The 17628-nt window shown below is 42.1% G+C and carries 17 protein-coding genes; all 17 read right to left on the bottom strand.

From position 1 onward, the window contains the following. Nucleotides 1–167: 167 nt before the first annotated feature. The 17 genes from rplS to recG all read right to left on the bottom strand — a co-directional run bounded on the left by rplS (nucleotide 168) and on the right by recG (nucleotide 17628). Nucleotides 168–512, bottom strand: coding sequence for a 50S ribosomal protein L19 (gene rplS, locus ACTHOQ_RS12270; protein ID WP_440496436.1), 345 nt, complete (start codon nucleotides 510–512; stop codon nucleotides 168–170). A gap of 131 nt (nucleotides 513–643) precedes the next feature. Further along, on the bottom strand, nucleotides 644–1372 hold the full coding sequence (trmD, locus tag ACTHOQ_RS12275; RefSeq protein WP_440496490.1) for a tRNA (guanosine(37)-N1)-methyltransferase TrmD: 729 nt from the start codon (nucleotides 1370–1372) through the stop codon (nucleotides 644–646). Next, nucleotides 1372–1890 carry a ribosome maturation factor RimM gene (rimM, locus tag ACTHOQ_RS12280; protein WP_440496437.1) on the bottom strand — a complete coding sequence of 173 codons (519 nt, stop codon included), beginning with the start codon at nucleotides 1888–1890 and terminating at the stop codon, nucleotides 1372–1374. Before rimM ends, trmD begins: the two co-directional genes overlap by 1 nt. A gap of 244 nt (nucleotides 1891–2134) precedes the next feature. Beyond that, a complete protein-coding gene (locus tag ACTHOQ_RS12285) occupies nucleotides 2135–2368 on the bottom strand; it encodes a KH domain-containing protein (RefSeq protein ID WP_440496438.1) in 234 nt (77 codons plus the stop codon). 27 nt (nucleotides 2369–2395) lie between these two features. Continuing rightward, nucleotides 2396–2668 carry a 30S ribosomal protein S16 gene (gene rpsP / locus ACTHOQ_RS12290; RefSeq protein WP_191698432.1) on the bottom strand — a complete coding sequence of 91 codons (273 nt, stop codon included), beginning with the start codon at nucleotides 2666–2668 and terminating at the stop codon, nucleotides 2396–2398. Between the two features lie 92 nt (nucleotides 2669–2760). After that, a complete protein-coding gene (gene ffh / locus ACTHOQ_RS12295; protein WP_440496439.1) occupies nucleotides 2761–4119 on the bottom strand; it encodes a signal recognition particle protein in 1359 nt (452 codons plus the stop codon). A gap of 12 nt (nucleotides 4120–4131) precedes the next feature. After that, a complete protein-coding gene (locus tag ACTHOQ_RS12300) occupies nucleotides 4132–4467 on the bottom strand; it encodes a putative DNA-binding protein (RefSeq protein WP_079525160.1) in 336 nt (111 codons plus the stop codon). Between the two features lie 885 nt (nucleotides 4468–5352). Next, entirely contained in the window at nucleotides 5353–6594 is a 1242-nt protein-coding gene (gene ftsY / locus ACTHOQ_RS12305) for a signal recognition particle-docking protein FtsY (RefSeq protein ID WP_440496440.1), read from the bottom strand. Further along, nucleotides 6591–10172, bottom strand: coding sequence for a chromosome segregation protein SMC (smc, locus tag ACTHOQ_RS12310; RefSeq protein WP_440496441.1), 3582 nt, complete (start codon nucleotides 10170–10172; stop codon nucleotides 6591–6593). Before smc ends, ftsY begins: the two co-directional genes overlap by 4 nt. A gap of 1 nt (nucleotide 10173) precedes the next feature. Further along, a complete protein-coding gene (gene rnc, locus ACTHOQ_RS12315; RefSeq protein WP_440496442.1) occupies nucleotides 10174–10935 on the bottom strand; it encodes a ribonuclease III in 762 nt (253 codons plus the stop codon). A gap of 464 nt (nucleotides 10936–11399) precedes the next feature. Then, on the bottom strand, nucleotides 11400–11636 hold the full coding sequence (gene acpP, locus ACTHOQ_RS12320) for an acyl carrier protein (protein ID WP_440496443.1): 237 nt from the start codon (nucleotides 11634–11636) through the stop codon (nucleotides 11400–11402). Nucleotides 11637–11699: 63 nt separating this feature from the next. After that, entirely contained in the window at nucleotides 11700–12446 is a 747-nt protein-coding gene (gene fabG, locus ACTHOQ_RS12325; RefSeq protein ID WP_440496444.1) for a 3-oxoacyl-[acyl-carrier-protein] reductase, read from the bottom strand. Next, entirely contained in the window at nucleotides 12437–13390 is a 954-nt protein-coding gene (fabD, locus tag ACTHOQ_RS12330; RefSeq protein WP_440496445.1) for an ACP S-malonyltransferase, read from the bottom strand. Before fabD ends, fabG begins: the two co-directional genes overlap by 10 nt. A gap of 25 nt (nucleotides 13391–13415) precedes the next feature. After that, on the bottom strand, nucleotides 13416–14411 hold the full coding sequence (gene plsX / locus ACTHOQ_RS12335) for a phosphate acyltransferase PlsX (RefSeq protein WP_440496446.1): 996 nt from the start codon (nucleotides 14409–14411) through the stop codon (nucleotides 13416–13418). Next, nucleotides 14408–14980: a transcription factor FapR gene (fapR, locus tag ACTHOQ_RS12340; protein WP_440496447.1), complete on the bottom strand. Its 573-nt coding sequence runs from the start codon at nucleotides 14978–14980 to the stop codon at nucleotides 14408–14410. Before fapR ends, plsX begins: the two co-directional genes overlap by 4 nt. 119 nt (nucleotides 14981–15099) lie before the next feature. Then, nucleotides 15100–15519, bottom strand: coding sequence for a VOC family protein (locus ACTHOQ_RS12345; RefSeq protein WP_440496448.1), 420 nt, complete (start codon nucleotides 15517–15519; stop codon nucleotides 15100–15102). Between the two features lie 69 nt (nucleotides 15520–15588). Beyond that, the gene (recG, locus tag ACTHOQ_RS12350; protein ID WP_440496449.1) at nucleotides 15589–17628 is read right to left on the bottom strand and encodes an ATP-dependent DNA helicase RecG; all 2040 of its coding nucleotides are present in this window, start codon (nucleotides 17626–17628) and stop codon (nucleotides 15589–15591) included.

A 17628-nucleotide genomic window follows, 5' to 3' on the forward strand; every position in this document is an offset into this window, starting at 1 on the left:
TACTCAAACTACTGAGTGAAAAAGAGTAGGAAAAAAGAAAGAAATAAGGCACCTTCCATTCAAAAACGAATGGAAAGGGCCTTATTTTTGTTTGAAAAACTAATTCATCGTAAAAAATGTAAGTTTTTCAGTGCCCTCGTATATACAAGCCCCCTTCTAAAAAGTTCTTATCGAATTTCTTTAATACGAGCAGCTTTACCACGTAGGTTACGTAGGTAGTAAAGTTTAGCACGACGTACTTTACCTTTACGAACTACTTCTAATTTAGCGATTTTTGGAGTGTGTACTGGGAAAGTACGCTCTACACCAACGCCGTAAGAAATTTTACGTACTGTGAAAGTTTCGCTAATTCCGCCGCCGCGACGTTTGATAACTACGCCTTCGAATAATTGGATACGCTCACGAGTACCCTCAACGATTTTAACGTGTACCTTAACTGTGTCACCTGGTTTGAATGAAGGTAAGTCTGAACGTAATTGATCTTTTGTGATCTCTGTAATAATGTTTGACATTGTTTTCTCTCCTTGGACAGATGCTCTTGCACGCTAATATTAGCCACAGCGGAACACCGTAATTCAGTGCTTACATTGAAGCACAGAATGAATCTTACCATAATTTTTGAGGGCTTGCAAGTAGTTTTGCTTTACATTTCACTCTTAATCTTTTCGAGTATTTTCATTTGCTTGTCCGTTAATTCCAGCGCTTCAAATAGATCCGGTCTACGCTCCAACGTTCGCTTAAATGACTGTTCCTCACGCCACGCTTCGATTTTTGCATGATTCCCTGATAACAGTATATCCGGTACTTTCATCCCTCTAAAATCGGCTGGTCTTGTATAATGGGGATGCTCCAGTAATCCTGTTGAAAATGAATCCTGAATATGGGAATCCTCTTGCCCTAGAACACCCGGCAATAAACGAACGACCGCGTCAATTACTGTCATTGCAGGAAGCTCGCCCCCTGTTAATACAAAGTCGCCAACCGAAATCTCATCCGTTACAAGATGCTCCCGAATACGCTCATCATATCCTTCATAATGTCCGCAAAGGAATACCAAATCTTCTTCCTTGGCAAGCTCCTCCGCCTTCTTCTGCGTAAAGCGCTCACCTTGCGGACACATTAGAATAACGCGCGGCTTGCGACCTTCTGTAATGGCTTCAACTGCCTTGAACATCGGTTCCGGCTTCAACACCATCCCCGCCCCGCCGCCGTATGGGTAATCATCGACTTGCTTATGCTTATTTTCGCTAAATTCCCGAATATCCGTTACAGCTAACTCGACCGCACCTTTTTCTTGGGCCTTTTTTAAAATTGATGCACCAAATATGCCCGTAAACATATCGGGAAATAAACTTAGTACATGAACTTTCATCATAGCAGGCCTTCCATTACATGAATAATGATTTTTTTCTCATCTACATCGATTTCTTTTACGATATCCTCAATGTAAGGAATATAATGCTTTTTACCACCTTGCGCTTTTATTTCCCATACATCGTTTGCGCCCGTTTCCAAAATGTCTGTAACAACACCAATCAGTGCGCCTTCTTCTGAAAACACTTCACAATCTTTAATTTCAAAATGATAATACTCATTTTCCTCCAGCTCATCTTCAGCCAATTGGTCCATCGTTACTTTTAGCAATCCTTCCTTGAAAGGTTCCACTAAATTGATGTTTTCCATTCCTTCAAACGTTACTAATATAAAATTTTTATGGCGCCGGGAAGAAGCAATTGTTACCCAAGTCGGCTTTTTATCATCTTTCTTGAATGCTGCAAGTTTAGAACCAATCGCAAAACGTTCTTCTTCAAAATCCGTTGTCGATAAAATTCGCAGTTCTCCACGAATACCATGTGTATTCACAATACGACCTACATTAAACCATTCCATGTATATTCCACCTTTTATAATAATTTGTTACCACATAACTTTTATATACACCGTTGTTTGGAGTGAAGGCGGCGAAGTAACATTCAAATGCCTTTTTGATTTGAATGTTACTTTGCGACGAAAGCGGAGCGACAGGAGCACAAGAACGTTGCCTCTGTGGTAACCGCAATAAACTCCGCCGTAACGGAAAACAACATTATCATAACAAAAAAAGAAGGGTTAGCAAAATGCCACCCTTCCTTTACTAATCCAATATATCGACATATGTCTTTCTCTTCTGGTGACCGCCTGCTGCTGAGTACACAATCGTACGAATTGCCTTCGCAACACGTCCTTGCTTGCCTATTACTTTCCCTCGATCCTCGGGATGAACAAAAAGTTTATAAACAACTCGATTTGAAGTTTCATCCGTCTCAATACGAACTTCTTCAGGATAATCGACTAATGGTTTCACAATTGCTTCAATCAGCTGCTGCATAATGCCACCTCCGAATTCATCATTGAATTATTTGCTGTATTTAGCGTTATGGAATTTTTCCATGATACCTTGTTCTGAGAACAGGTTACGTACAGTATCAGATGGTTTTGCACCATCAGCCAACCATTTAAGAGCTTTCTCTTCATCGATTTGCACTGTAGCTGGAACTGTAAGTGGGTTGTAAGTACCTACTGTTTCGATTTGACGACCGTCACGTGGTGAACGAGCGTCTGCAACTACGATACGATAGAAAGGAGATTTTTTAGCTCCCATACGTTTTAAGCGAATTTTAACTGCCATTTTAATAGCACCTCCGAATAAGTTTCACACAAGATATTATATTAGCAATGTCTTGATGGTTTGTAAAGTGTTTTTTCTTAACACCTTATTTTTTATTTAAATAATGAATCAAACCCAGGCATTTTCATCTTTTTCTTACCCTTGCCCTGTGTCATGCCTGTCATTTGCTTCATCATTTTTTTCATTTCTTCAAACTGCTTTAATAAGCGGTTAACTTCTTGAATGGATGTACCAGAACCTGTCGCAATCCGTTTTTTACGGCTTGCCGAAATAATTTCCGGATTCGTCTTTTCGTTCGGTGTCATTGAATAAATTATCGCTTCAGTGCGCCCCATTTGCTTTTCGTCCACTTTGACATTGTCCAGGCCCTTCATTTTGTTCGCGCCCGGAATCATTTTCAATAATTCATCAAGTGGCCCCATTTTTTTCACGGCTTGAAGCTGCTCGATAAAATCATCAAACGTAAACGATTGTGTCATGAATTTTTCTTCCAGCTCTTTTGCCTTTTCCATATCCACATTTGCCTGTGCTTTTTCAATGAGCGATAAAACATCACCCATCCCTAAAATACGGCTTGCCATACGCTCTGGATGGAATGGCTCTAAAGCATCCATTTTTTCGCCCATACCTACGAACTTAATCGGTTTTTCTGTAACAGAGCGAATAGATAATGCCGCACCACCACGTGTATCACCATCCAATTTCGTCAATACGACACCGGTAATGCCGACTGTTTCATTAAAGCTTTGTGCAACGTTTACAGCATCTTGTCCTGTCATCGCATCAACGACTAAAAATACTTCATCAGGCTCTTTTAATGCTCGAATATCTTTCAGCTCTTGCATTAATTGTTCATCGATATGAAGACGACCTGCTGTATCGATTAATACAACATCCAGATGTTCTTCTTTTGCATGCTCGATCGCCTGACGTGCAATTTCAACAGGAGAAACATCTGTACCTAGTGAGAAAACCGGTAAAGATAACTGTTTCCCTAATGTCTGCAATTGCTGGACAGCGGCTGGACGATATATATCAGCTGCTACCAATAATGGCTTTTTATTATATTTTTTGCGTAAAACATTCGCCAGCTTGCCTGTAGTCGTCGTTTTACCTGCACCTTGCAAGCCGACCATCATAATGACAGTCGGCGGGCGATTGCTGAATTTAATCGGGCTTTGTTCGCCGCCCATTAAATTCGTCAATTCTTCCTGTACAATTTTGATGACTTGCTGGCCAGGTGTCAATGATTTCATGACATCTGAACCGACTGCACGCTCACTAACTTTTTTAACAAATTCTTTTACTACCTTTAAGTTTACGTCCGCTTCGATTAAGGCATATCGGACTTCACGCATCATTTCTTTAACATCTTGCTCCGAAACTTTTCCTTTGCCTTTAATCTTTTGGATCGTACCTTGGAGTCGCTCTGCCAAACCTTCAAAAGCCAACTCGTTCGCCTCCTAATCCGATTCCTTCAATTGTTCAACCAATGCCAGTTTCGCCTCTGTTGTAGAAGCCTCATCCTCAATCGCATCCGCCAATTGTTTTAGCACAATTTGACGTTGTTGAAACTTTTCGAATAAATTTAGTTTTTCTTCATATTCTTCAAGCATCGCCTCAGTACGGCGAATGTTATCGTAAACAGCCTGGCGTGAAATATTATAACTTTCGGCAATTTCTCCTAACGAGTGATCGTCCAAGTAATATAGTTCCATATAGCTGCGCTGTTTGTCTGTTAAAAGTGCTTGATAAAAGTCGAAGAGAAAGTTCATGCGTGTTGTTTTTTCAAGTAGCATTTGTATCTCTCCAATCATATTTTGTCTATCTTATCATAAGCGTGCAGCAGCTTACTGTCAAGGCAATCTCCTTGTCCGTTTAAATGATAGGTAAGAACAAAAACGCTAAAGCGCCCGGTCAACTCTGATAGACATTGGAGGACCCGGCGCAAAAGTAAACGTTCCCCCACTTTTGCAGAGGGCACTGATAATCAGTCTTGTTTCTTAATAATTTCATTTTCAATTTACAGGTTTTTAATTGGCACAGCAATCGATCTCGTTTCTTCAGGAAATATGTCTGTATATTTTATTCGCCAGGTGAATATCACGAAGAAATCTAGGCTTATTTTAAGCGTGGCGGCAAGAAAGAGGCTGATTCCCGCAATTCGAGATGAAGGGCCGCTAGTAACTGTTGGGAAATCTGTTTAAGTACCCACTTTAATCAATAGACGGAAAAATTCCCCTTATTTTAAAAATACAACGGAAAATGGCGTAAATAGACGGAGAAATTCCGCCTATTGACCAAAAAAAAATGAAAATGGAGGATTTTCCTTTGCATAACCGGAAAATTTCCGCTTATTTTCCCCGAAATGAGCTCTATTGCGCAAATAAGCGGAAAAACTCCGCTTATTTCTTCATCACATAATTAGGAGCCAAAAACCCTATCCGTAAATGTGAATTCATTCCAATGCGATAGAGGCGCTGTTATTAAAACTGAAATTGGATTTTTAATAACCGTAGTTTTTCAGCGCCTTCCTTTTGCACCGAGGAGCCTAATAGTACGGGGAATTGGCGCGGTTTGCCTAGACGGGGACAACACTTTTTTGTAAAGTTATCCTCAATGCCAAAATCTATAGTTTAACAAAGTAAAAACGAGCAACAAATTTTCTCGTTGCTCGCTCATGATTAATCTTCCAGCTCTTTTAACTCTTTTTCCAAACCGTCTGCAAATAAGCCGTATACGTAACGTTCTGCATCAAACGGTTGTAAGTCATCCATTTTTTCGCCAAGACCGACAAATTTTACAGGAATGTGCAATTTATTGCGGATGGCTAATACGATTCCGCCTTTTGCCGTGCCATCCAGCTTTGTTAAAACAATCCCGGTCACATTTGTGGTCTCTTTGAACATTTGTGCTTGGACAAGTGCGTTTTGGCCTGTCGTAGCGTCTAAAGCAAGCAGTACTTCATGCGGCGCATCGGGAATTTCGCGGGAAATAACACGATGCACTTTTTCAAGCTCATTCATTAAGTTCACTTTGTTTTGCAGTCGTCCAGCTGTATCGCAAATAAGAACATCCACTTGTCGATTTTTTGCTGCACGAATAGCGTCATACATAACTGCCGCAGGATCGGAACCTTCGGATTGTGCAATTACCTCTACACCGACACGCTCGCCCCAAATTTGCAATTGATCGATGGCACCAGCGCGGAATGTATCACCTGCGGCCAACATAACTGTTTTACCTTCCGATTTTAGACGATGCGCCAATTTACCGATTGTCGTTGTTTTACCGACACCATTTACTCCGACGAACAAAATCACGGTTAAATCGCCGCTTTGCTGAATATTTAAGTCCGTTAAATTTTCTTCGCCTGATTCATAGATTTCAACTAGCTTTTCGGAAATGATCGCTTGAATGCCGTTCGTATCTTTTATATTTTTGCGCTGTACTTCAAAGCGCAATTTATCCATTAATTCCATAACCGTTTCAAAGCCGACATCCGCTTGCAATAATACATCTTCAAGCTCTTCAAAGAAATCTTCGTCGACTTTGCGGTAGCGTGCGACTAAATCATTGACTTTCGAAGTGAATGAATTGCGCGTTTTTTCTAAGCCTGCTTTAAACTTCTGTGTAATGGACCATGCGGATTGCTTTTGCGGCTCTTCCACTGCGGCATTGTTTAATAAATACGGTTCCGCTTCTTCTGTATGCTTTTGTTCTTCTTCCATCGGCATATGCTCTGCCGCTTCACTCTGCACTTTTTCTGCTGCTTCTTGTTCAGGTGCGGGAATTGTTTCCTCACCTGTTTCGATGAGCAATTTTTCTTGATATGTTTGTTCATCAAGTTGTGATGAGCCATTCTGTTGCTCTTGCTGCTCATTGCCACCTGTTAATTTTTCTTTCAGTCGCTTAAAAAAACTCATTTTATGCCACTCCCTTGCGTTACTAATTCAGGCTGTTCTTCTAGCTTTACTGAGACTAGCTTCGATACGCCCGATTCTTGCATCGTAATGCCGTAAAGAACATCGGCACCTTCCATCGTCCCTTTACGATGGGTAATGACGATGAATTGTGTATGTTCACTAAATTTACGTAAATATTCACTATAACGCGCTACATTCGATTCATCCAATGCCGCTTCGACCTCATCCAAAATACAGAATGGAACAGGTCGTGTATTTAATATGGCAAATAATAAAGCAATTGCCGTCAATGCGCGTTCCCCACCGGAAAGCAGGCTTAAGCTTTGAAGTTTTTTCCCTGGTGGCTGTGCAATAATTTCGATGCCTGTCTCCAATAGATTTTCAGGATCTAATAGCACTAAATCCGCAGTGCCTCCGCCAAATAGCTCACGGAAGGAGATCGCGAATTGCTTTCGTACTTGCTTAAATGTCTCGTTAAAGCGTTCGGTCATCTCTTCATCCATCTCGCCAATCGCTTTGTGCAATGTATCTTTTGCGGCAACCAGATCTTCTCGCTGTTCACTTAAAAACACATAGCGCTCCTGAACTCGGTCATATTCCTCGATTGCCGATAAATTGACAGGGCCAAGTTCTTCAATCGATTGTTTTAACAGCTTCACTTTCCTGCGTACTTGCTCTTCGTCATCTATGTCTACCGCTTCATCTTGCGCAGATAGAATATCGAGCTCGTATTGCTCAAGCAATTGCTCCTGTAAATGGTTCATTTCAAATTCAATTCGATTGCGTTTTAACTCTAAAGTACGCAATGCATCAATATAGCTTTTATGTACACGCTGTACTTCTTGTAATTGAATTTCACTTTCCGTCACTTGCTCGTGTAAAACCGAGCGTGCCTCTCGATTTTTCTGGATTGTCTCTGTCAATGTTTCTTTTTTCGTCGTCCATTCTAAAATTGTCTGTGCCAATTCCTCTGCTGAAGGACCATTTAAACCATCTTCAGATTCAATCCACTCTATTTCCTGGGAAATTTTTTCGGCTGTAGTTCTCGCTTTTGCTAAATTGAGCTCAATCGCAGCAATGGATGTCTGAACCTGTGTTAACTGCTCCTGTGCTACGGCAAGCTCTGATCGTTGCGCGGCCAGCTGTTCACGCAATACATCTTTTTGCGTCTCGCTCTGGGTTTTAGCCAGTGTTAATTCATCTACTGTTTGCTGGATTTGCTGCAGCTCTTCATGCAGCTCTGTCAAGCGTGTCCGTGCAATCGTTTGCTGTTCGCTTAATGACTGCTTTCGAGTAGATAATGACGATTGTTCTGATTGTGCAACCGTAACAGTCGTCTGCAAGCTTTTTACGATCATATCCAGCTCCAAAAGCTTTGCACGATGAATTTGCTCTTGCTCCCGCATCGATTCCCCTTGCAGTTTCATCTCTTCCGATGAATGGCGCAATTCGGCAATTTGCTGTTTTTTTGTAGCCACCGTTTGCTCGGCAGACCGGATTGTCGCTTCCATTTCTGCTAATGTGGAAACTAATTTATCAAGCTCAGCTTTTCGTGAAAATAACGAGCTTTGCTGTTTCAATGCACCACCAGTTAAGGAACCGCCGGCATTTACGATATCGCCTTCAAGTGTAACGACCCGATATTTAAATCCGCATAGACGCGCGATTTGGCTCGCCCCTTCCAAAGTGGAAGCGACAAGTACATTGCCTAAAAGGTTTTCAATAATCGTTTCATTTTCCTGTGCATAATTAACAAGCTCATACGCCAATGCCACATAGGCAGGATGTGATTGTATATCGCTCAATTGCTGTACATGTATTTTGCGCGACCGCATCACTGTTTTCGGCAAAAATGTCGCACGTCCGGCACGTTTTTGCTTTAACCAACCGATTGCTCTTTGGGCATGCTGTTCATTCTCTGTAATAATATGCTGCGATGCTGCGCCTAATGCCGTTTCAATCGCCTGCGAGTATTTTGGCTCAACATGAATCAGCTCTGCTACAGCGCCTTCAATCCCGTTTAGCTCACGGCGATCTCGCGCTAAAAGCACTTCTTTCACCCCATGGAAAAACCCGGAAAAGTCGGCCTCAAGCTCTGCCAATGTTTCCTTTCGCGCCTTTAGCTGCTGATGATGCTGATATGCTTTATATAGCAGGTCTTGTTTTTCATCCAAATCCGCTGTTGCTGATTTCAATTGGATTTGCATCACGTCAAAACGGTCAAGCTGCTCCTTAACAGCAAGTTCCGCCTGCTGGAGTGCTCGCTCCGTTATTTCTTTATTGGCGCGTGCTTCCATTAATTCCTTTTGAATTTCAGATGAACGGCCTGTCATGCGCTCAACAGATGCCTGCTCTTGCGTTAGTTGCTGATCGATGTGCTTTAATTCGTTTTTCACTGTTGCTTCTTCGTTTAATAAGTTAATATACGTATTTTTCGCTTCTTCAATTTCTTGTTCAATTTCAGAAGCAGAACGCGTCAATGCTTGCTCAACTTGCTTTAATGCCGAACGCATTTGCTGTACATTTTTTAGCTTTTCAGTAAATTGCCGGCGCTTTTCTTGTTCATCTTGCTGAAGCTCGGCCGCATAGTTCGTCGCTTCTGACAAGCTTTCCCGCAGTTGCTGGATTTGCTTTTCGGCATTCGAGCGCTTTTCATTGAAAAGTGCTTTTCGCCCTTCCCATCTCTCTACTTCCGCGCTCGCTTCGACAAGTTGTTCCTGCGATTCGTCCAACACTTGATCAATTGCTTTTAAATCCGAACGCATTTTACGCAATTGCTGCTCTACATTCGCAATTTCAGCCGCATGTTCTTTTTCAGTGACAGCCAATTTTTGCTGTTCTTCATTGTAGCTGTGCAATGTATTTTCATGTGCAAGTACATCATGCACCATTAACGCAATATCAAAATCCTTTAATTCCGCTGTCATGCGCACATAATCTTTGGCGCTTGATGCTTGAATTTTCAATGGTTCAAGACGGTGTTCAATTTCATGTAAAATATCGAGGACACGATTTAAATTTTCATCTGTTTCAACAAGCTTATACTCCGCCTTTTTCTTGCGCAGCTTATATTTTAAAACACCTGCCGCCTCTTCGAAAATACTGCGGCGGTCATCGGGTCGACTGTTTAAAATTTCATCCACCCGTCCTTGTGAAATGATGGAAAACGCTTCTTTTCCAAGTCCGGAATCCATAAACAAGTCCGTTATATCCTTCAGGCGACATTGCTGATTATTGAGTAAGTATTCACTCTCACCTGAACGATATACACGTCTCGTCACACTTACTTCTGTATAGGGAATCGCCACTTGCTCATCCGTATTGTCCAAAACGAGTGTTACTTCTGCAAAGTTCAGCGCTTTTCGCGATTCACTTCCTGCAAAAATGACGTCTTCCATTTTAGCGCCGCGTAAACTTTTCGCAGATTGCTCGCCCAATACCCAGCGTATTGCATCTGTTACATTACTTTTTCCGCTGCCATTCGGTCCTACAACTGCTGTAACACCAGGAACAAAATCAATGCCGATTCGTTCGGCAAATGATTTGAAGCCTAGTACTTCAAGTCTTTTAAGGAACATTTTATTCCCCCTCTTGCTTTGACTGCTTAAGCATTAGCATGGCACTTTGCGCTGCTTGCTGCTCAGCCTCTTTCTTTGATTTTCCTCTGCCAATACCTAATTCTTGACTGTTCAATAATACGCGTGAAACGAAAGTTCGATTATGTGCTGGACCTTTTTCATCAACAATTTCATAATATAAAAGGCCGTTATTCGTTTGTTGAATTATTTCTTGCAATTGACTTTTAAAATCCATCACATGCGAAAAAGCACCGACTTCAACTTTAGGGAATACAATACGTTCTAAAAAGGCGACAACCACATCTAGACCTTGATCTAAATAAAGAGCTCCGATAAATGATTCAAACACGTCAGCAAGCAAAGCCGGACGTTCACGACCACCTGTCAATTCTTCTCCTTTACCTAATAAAACAAAATGTCCGAAATTAAGTTCATTCGCAAATACGACTAATGATGGCTCACATACGATTGATGCACGCAATTTTGTAAGTTCTCCTTCACTCATGCCCGGAAATTTTTCAAATAAATATTTTGATACAGATAATTCTAATACAGCGTCCCCTAAAAATTCCAATCGTTCGTTGTCCGTAAATAATTTGCGGCGATGCTCATTCACATAAGATGAATGCGTAAAAGCTTGGTATAGCAAAGCTTTATTTTGAAATTGAATATTCATTTCGTTTTGTAGAATCTGAAATTGTATTTTTACTTTTTCAGGGAGTACACCAGGCTTTTGGCTGTTCCCTTTTCTTCTTTGGGTCATGGACTTTCTGCCTTCCTTCTAGTTTCTAACGTTTAGTTTACCTTGTTCTATAGCATTGTGCAAAGGGTATCGGTCAAAAAGCCAACGAATTTCGTATTAATTACTTTGCAACATTTAATCTATATTTTTGCCAGCTTTTATATATTCCGTTCCGTTCCGTTGCGTTACAGGAGCGCTTTTCCTTGGGAGTGGCTCAAAAGCTTTAAATAAAGCTTTGCGACGGGCAATCTCAGGAGCAGCCATATTTCCTGCACACGCTTCATTCCCTGATAGTCTACCATTTTACAACTCAAGCCACTCTATTTTGCGGTAAAATTTATCCTTCCCACAATCTTTCTGCATAGAGTGATTTTGATGAAAGTTAGAATTACATTTTAAACCAATCGATTCCAGCTAACTTCAATTAAAAAGGCAACGATTGTATAGTTTTGGTTCACCCTACAATCGTTGCCTCTATATGTTTATTAGCTGATTTTACTTTCGATGTATGAAATTGCACTGCCAACTGTGGCAATTTTTTCTGCATCTTCATCAGAAATTTCCATATCGAACTCATCTTCAAGTTCCATTACTAACTCAACAACGTCTAATGAATCCGCACCTAAATCATCACGGAATGATGCTTCCAATTTCACTTCGCTTTCGTCAACGCCTAAACGGTCAACGATTACTTTTGAAACACGCTCAAATACTGTAGACAAATCAGTCACCTCCCCTCAAGAAAAATCGCTTTCATTATCCTCTTCATTCAGTTGCTGAATCTTTTAAGCCATTACCATGCCGCCGTCTATTTGCAATGTTTGCCCTGTAATGTAATTGGCGCTGTCCGAAGCGAAAAATACGACTGCTTTCGCGATATCTTCCGGTTGGCCAAGCTTTGCTAAAGGTATTTGCTTTAGCATTGCTTCTTTTAAATCTTCCGGTAGCCCTTCTGTCATTTCAGTTGTGATGAAGCCTGGCGCAATTGCATTCACTAAAATATTTCTTGATGCCAGTTCTTGTGCAGTTGTTTTTGTCAAGCCGATGACACCCGCTTTTGCTGCTACATAATTAGCCTGCCCAGCGTTCCCTGCAACACCTACGATGGACGAAATATTAATAATGCGACCTGCACGTTGTTTCATCATTTGGCGCGTTACTGCTTTCGTGCATAGGAAAACGCCTTTTAAGTTCGTATTGATGACATCATCCCACTCGTCATCTTTCATGCGCATCAATAAATTATCGCGCGTAATGCCCGCATTGTTCACTAAAATATCAATAGAACCATACATATCAAGCGCTGTCTTCATTAAGTTTTGCACAGAATCCGCTTCTGCAACATTCGCCTGTACAGCAATCGCCTCGCCGCCGTCAGCTTTGATTTCCTCTACAACTTCCAGCGCCTTTTGCTCACTCCCGCTGTAATTGACAACAACTTTCGCACCTTCGCTTGCCAATTGCAATGCGATTGCGCGACCAATGCCGCGGGACGCTCCTGTCACTACAGCACATTTACCGATTAAGCCCATTGTTTCCACTCCTTCGATGCCTCGACAACCTGCATTAAACTCGCCTCATCATATACACAATATGTTTGCACATTGCGGTCGATTTTTTTCACTAAGCCTGATAATACTTTTCCTGGTCCGCACTCAATAAAGATCGTCACACCTTCTGCAATAAGCTTTTGGATGTTTTGCTCCCATTTTACCGAGCTCGTTACTTGTGCGACCATTTCCTCTTTGATCGCTTCCACTGTCGTCAGCAGCTCTGAAGTGACATTGCTTACGACTGGGATTTTCGGTGTTTGCAATGTTAAATTACCTACCGTATTTTTTAAGTTATGTGCCGCTTTTTGCATTAATGAACTATGGAAAGGACCGCTCACGACTAACGGTAAAGCTCGTTTTGCTCCTGCTTCCTTCGCTCTTTTGCATGCTTCGTCCACGCCTTGTTTCGTCCCTGAAATCACAATTTGGCCAGGGCAGTTGAAGTTCGCCACTTGAACGACTTCCCCCTCAGCGGAAACTTGCTGGCAGATCGCGTCCAGCTTTTCGCCGTCCAACGCTAATATCGCTGCCATTGCTCCTTGTCCTGCCGGTACTGCCTCGTCCATAAATACACCCCGCTCATGAACGGTTTTCACTGCATCTTCAAAAGCGATCACTTCCGAAATTACGAATGCGCTGTATTCCCCTAATGAATGACCCGCTGTATAGTGCGGTGTGAGGCCTGCTTCAAGCAGCTTATTTGCGATCATTACCCCTGATGTCAACAAAGCTGGCTGGGCATGATATGTAAGTGTCAGCGTTTCCTGTGGGCCATTCAACATATAATCCGACAACGGAAGCTGCAACACTTCATCTGCCCTTACATAAAATTGTTTGCTCTTTTCATCATTCGCAACAAATTCCGCACCCATTCCTACAGTTTGTGAACCTTGTCCTGGAAAAATAAAAGCAATTTTTGTCATTTGATATTCCCCTTTGTGAAAATGCTTACTCTGGCTTTGGCATTTGCTCAATTGTTTTGGCAATTGTTTCGCATACTTCATGCTCCACCATAATTGTCGCTTGGCGAATCGCGCTGTATATTGCACGCGCATTCGATGAACCATGTGCTTTAATTACCGGCGATTTTAAGCCGAATAATGCCGCCCCGCCATATTCTGTATAGTCCATTTTATTTTTTAGCTGTTTTAAGTCATTTTTTACTAATGCAGCGGCGATTTTCGTTTTTGTCGTAGAAAATAATGTTTCTTTCAACATTTTGAAAACTGTACCTGCTGTGCCTTCAATCGTTTTCAGCACCATATTTCCTGTGAAGCCGTCTGTTACAACAACATCCGCTATACCGTTCAGCAATTCACGGGCTTCCACATTGCCTTCGAAGTTGAAATCCGCCTCTTTCAACAATGTAAAGGCCGCTTTTGTTAGCTCATTGCCTTTTTTATCTTCGGTGCCGATGTTCAACAGCCCGATGCGCGGGGCTTTTTGGGCACGTACTTGCTTTACGTAAATATCACCCATAATCGCATATTGCAGCAAGTTTTCAGGCTTTGCATCAGCATTGGCGCCTAAATCCAGCATAAGAAAACCGTCGCCGTTGATTGTCGGTAATGTCGTTGCTAATGCAGGGCGCGATACTCCTTCGATACGCCCTACTTTAAAAAGGCCGCCCGCCATTAAAGCACCAGTATTGCCCGCAGATAAACAGGCATCCGCTTTTCCTTCAGCAACAGCATCCAGCATCCGTGCCATCGAAGAATCCTTTTTACGGCGCACTGCACGTGCAGGATCGTCTTCCGCTTCCACTACCTCACTGCAATGCATAATCGTCAAGCGGTCATGATTTTTCAAATACGGAGCCATTTTTTGTTCGTCTCCATATAAATCGATATTTAAATTAGGAAAATCTTCGAGAGCAAGCAGAACACCTTCTACAATTGCTTGTGGGGCGTTATCTCCACCCATGCCATCTACTGCTATTTTCATGTTGTTTCTTCACCTTTCGTACGATACATTTCAAACTCTCCTTTGAAAACAATTTCGTTATCAACAGTAGAGGTCAGTTCGATAAATGTACGGTTTTTTTCAGGGTTTTTTCCTTTTACAATCGCTTTCGTCACGACACGGTCACCTGCGCGAACAGGCTTGACGAAAGCTACGTTAGATTTTACTGTAAGAGCAAGTTCATCATCAATAACCGCGACAGCCAAAGAATTCGCCTGTGCAAACAAATGATGTCCCCGTGCGATCCCATTGCGCTGGAATACATGCTCCTCTCCAACATCAAAAATCGAAATTGCCCTACTATCCAGCTCTATATCAATGATTTCACCGATAACTTCATCCAGCGGCAAAGATTTTACTTCATCATATTTTTTAGCAGCAACATCTTTAATACGTTCGCGCAATTCCGGAATTGCGAGCTCCATGCGATCCAATCGAATTGTTTGAACGCTCACATTAAATTCTGCTGCCAATTGTTCATCTGTAACGAAAGGATTGTCGGAGATCTGTTCAGTCAATAATAACTGTCGCTCTTTTTTGGAACGCTTCATACGTATTTGTTACCTGCCTTTAATTTTCTGAAAGATTAGTATTAGCACTTGGTACTAATATCAATATACATGGATAAAAAAAAGAACGCAACATTTTTTTGCTGCGTCCTTTAACATTATTACGCTTCGAGGCTTAATTGCCATAATACACCGAACTTGTCCGTCACCTGTCCATAGCATTTGCTCCAAAAAGTTTCCTGTAAATCCATTATAACTTTTCCGCCGTCTTTCAATCCTTCAAAAATCGAACGAATTTCCTGTTCGTCTTTTGATACATAGGAAATTGTGACATTATCTCCAACCGTCACTAGAGGCGAACCGGGAAATGTATCGGAAAACATCATTTGCCCTTCTTGCAATTCAACAAGCGCATTCATCACTAAATCCTTTGCTTCGTTCGGGATCGGGTGATTGGGATCTGGAGGCAAGTCGCCGAATGTTGAAATCGTTACATTTTTGGCATTGAATAGTTTTGCATATAGATCAACCGCCTCTTTTGCTCGGCCATTTAAAACGAAATACGGATACATTTTGCCCATCATTTTACCTCTTCTCAATTAGTTTTTTGTCAAAGATTGCTACCTTTTATAATAAAGAATTCTAACTATTTAATCAATTCTCTCACCTTGCAATACACCCGAAGCAATTAAATCTTCGCGTAAATATTCATACTCTGCATTTTGCCAAAACGCTTCCTCATACAGCATTTTGGCTGCATCTTGCCTTGCTGTTTCAAGCGCACGGTAATCATGGACAAGGTCGGCCAGCTTAAATTCCGGCAAACCACTTTGCCGCTTCCCAAAGAAATCGCCTGAGCCGCGAAGTTCCAAATCCTTTTCAGCTAAGCGGAAGCCATCATTCGTCTCGGTCATGCTCATCATACGCTCTTTTCCTTCCTCTGTTTTCGGATCGGCTATAAGCACGCAATATGATTGGTGCTCACCCCGGCCAACTCGTCCGCGCAACTGGTGAAGCTGCGCTAAACCAAATCGTTCTGCATCATAAATAGTCATGAACGTCGCATTCGGGACATTTACACCTACTTCGACTACCGTAGTGGAAACGAGCACATGGACTTTCCCATCACTAAATGCGCGCATGACCGCATCTTTTTCGTCCGGATGAAGCCGGCCATGCATGAGTCCGATTTCAAATCGATTGCCAAAATAAGCTTTCAACTGCTCATAAGCCTCGACCGCATTTTGGACATCGAGCTTATCCGACTCTTCAATTAATGGGGTAATGACGTATGCTTGACGCCCTGCTTCAAGCTCAGCTGCCATCCGCGTCAATACACTATTTAGCTGCTCCTTTTTCAGCCAATGTGTTTCAATTTCTTTACGCCCAGCCGGGAGCTCGTCGATAATCGAGACATCCATTTCTCCAAATGCTGTAATCGCCAATGTACGCGGGATAGGGGTTGCGGTCATAAACAGCACATCCGGGTTTTCCCCTTTTTCACGCAGTACGCGACGTTGTTCCACACCAAATCGGTGCTGCTCATCCGTAATGACAAAACCGAGCTTATGGAATTCAACATCTGGTTGGATGAGGGCATGAGTTCCTATAAGGATATCAATATCGCCTGATGCTAGCTGCTCCAACAATTCGCGACGTGCCTTCGTTTTTGTGGAGCCAGACAATAATGCAACTTTCACACCGATCGAATCAAACCACATATGCAGGTTTTCGGCGTGCTGCTCCGCCAAAATCTCGGTTGGTGCCATTAATGCCCCTTGGTACCCTGCTGTTACCGCTGCATAAAGTCCGATTGCCGCTACGACCGTCTTCCCTGAACCAACATCCCCTTGCAGAAGACGATTCATACGTTGCGGCAGCAATAAATCTTTGCATATTTCATTGACAACCCGCTTTTGGGCGCCTGTCAGCTCATATGGCAATGTCGCGATAAATGCTTTTAATTTCTCTAAATCAAAGCGAATGGAAATACCTTTTTCATTTTCCTTATTCACTTTTCTCAATGCTTGAATACGAAGCTGAAATTGCAGTAATTCCTCATAAACAAAGCGTCGGCGCGCCTGCTTAGCATGTTCGGCATCCGTTGGAAAATGAACGCCTTCCAATGCTTCTTGAATATTTACTAGGTGATAGCTTTCCCTCAGTGTTAAAGGCAATGTTTCTGGCAATTGTTCCTTCACAGTATCCAATGCTTGCCGCATATATTTACGAAAGCGTTTCTGCTGGATATTCCCTTTTAAACTATATACCGGCTCAAAATCCACTAGCCCTTCTTTAGGTCCGAATGTAATGGACGAGCCGACAATGACTTGACGACCGCGATCCCATTTACCCGTCACGGTTACAACCATCCCTGTCGATAGCTTTTGACGCAAATAATTTTGATTGAAAAAAACGACCTTTATTAAATGTCTTCCTGCAAGCGCGGTGAATTGCAGGCGTGATTTGTTTTTCCCTAAAAAAAGTGCAGTCGGATCACTTTCAACACGTGCTTCAATTGTGACACGTTCATTATGCGGTGTCTCTGTTAAATCTTTTAATCGGAAATCTTCATGGCGGTACGGAAATGTCCAAATTAAATCATGTATCGTATGGATACCAATTTTCGTTAAATTTTCGGCTGTTTCTTTCCCGATCCCTTTTAGTTGCGAAACTGGCTCATGAATCAT

It is taken from the genome of Solibacillus silvestris, from assembly GCF_051967575.1.
Classification (GTDB): domain Bacteria; phylum Bacillota; class Bacilli; order Bacillales_A; family Planococcaceae; genus Solibacillus; species Solibacillus silvestris_B.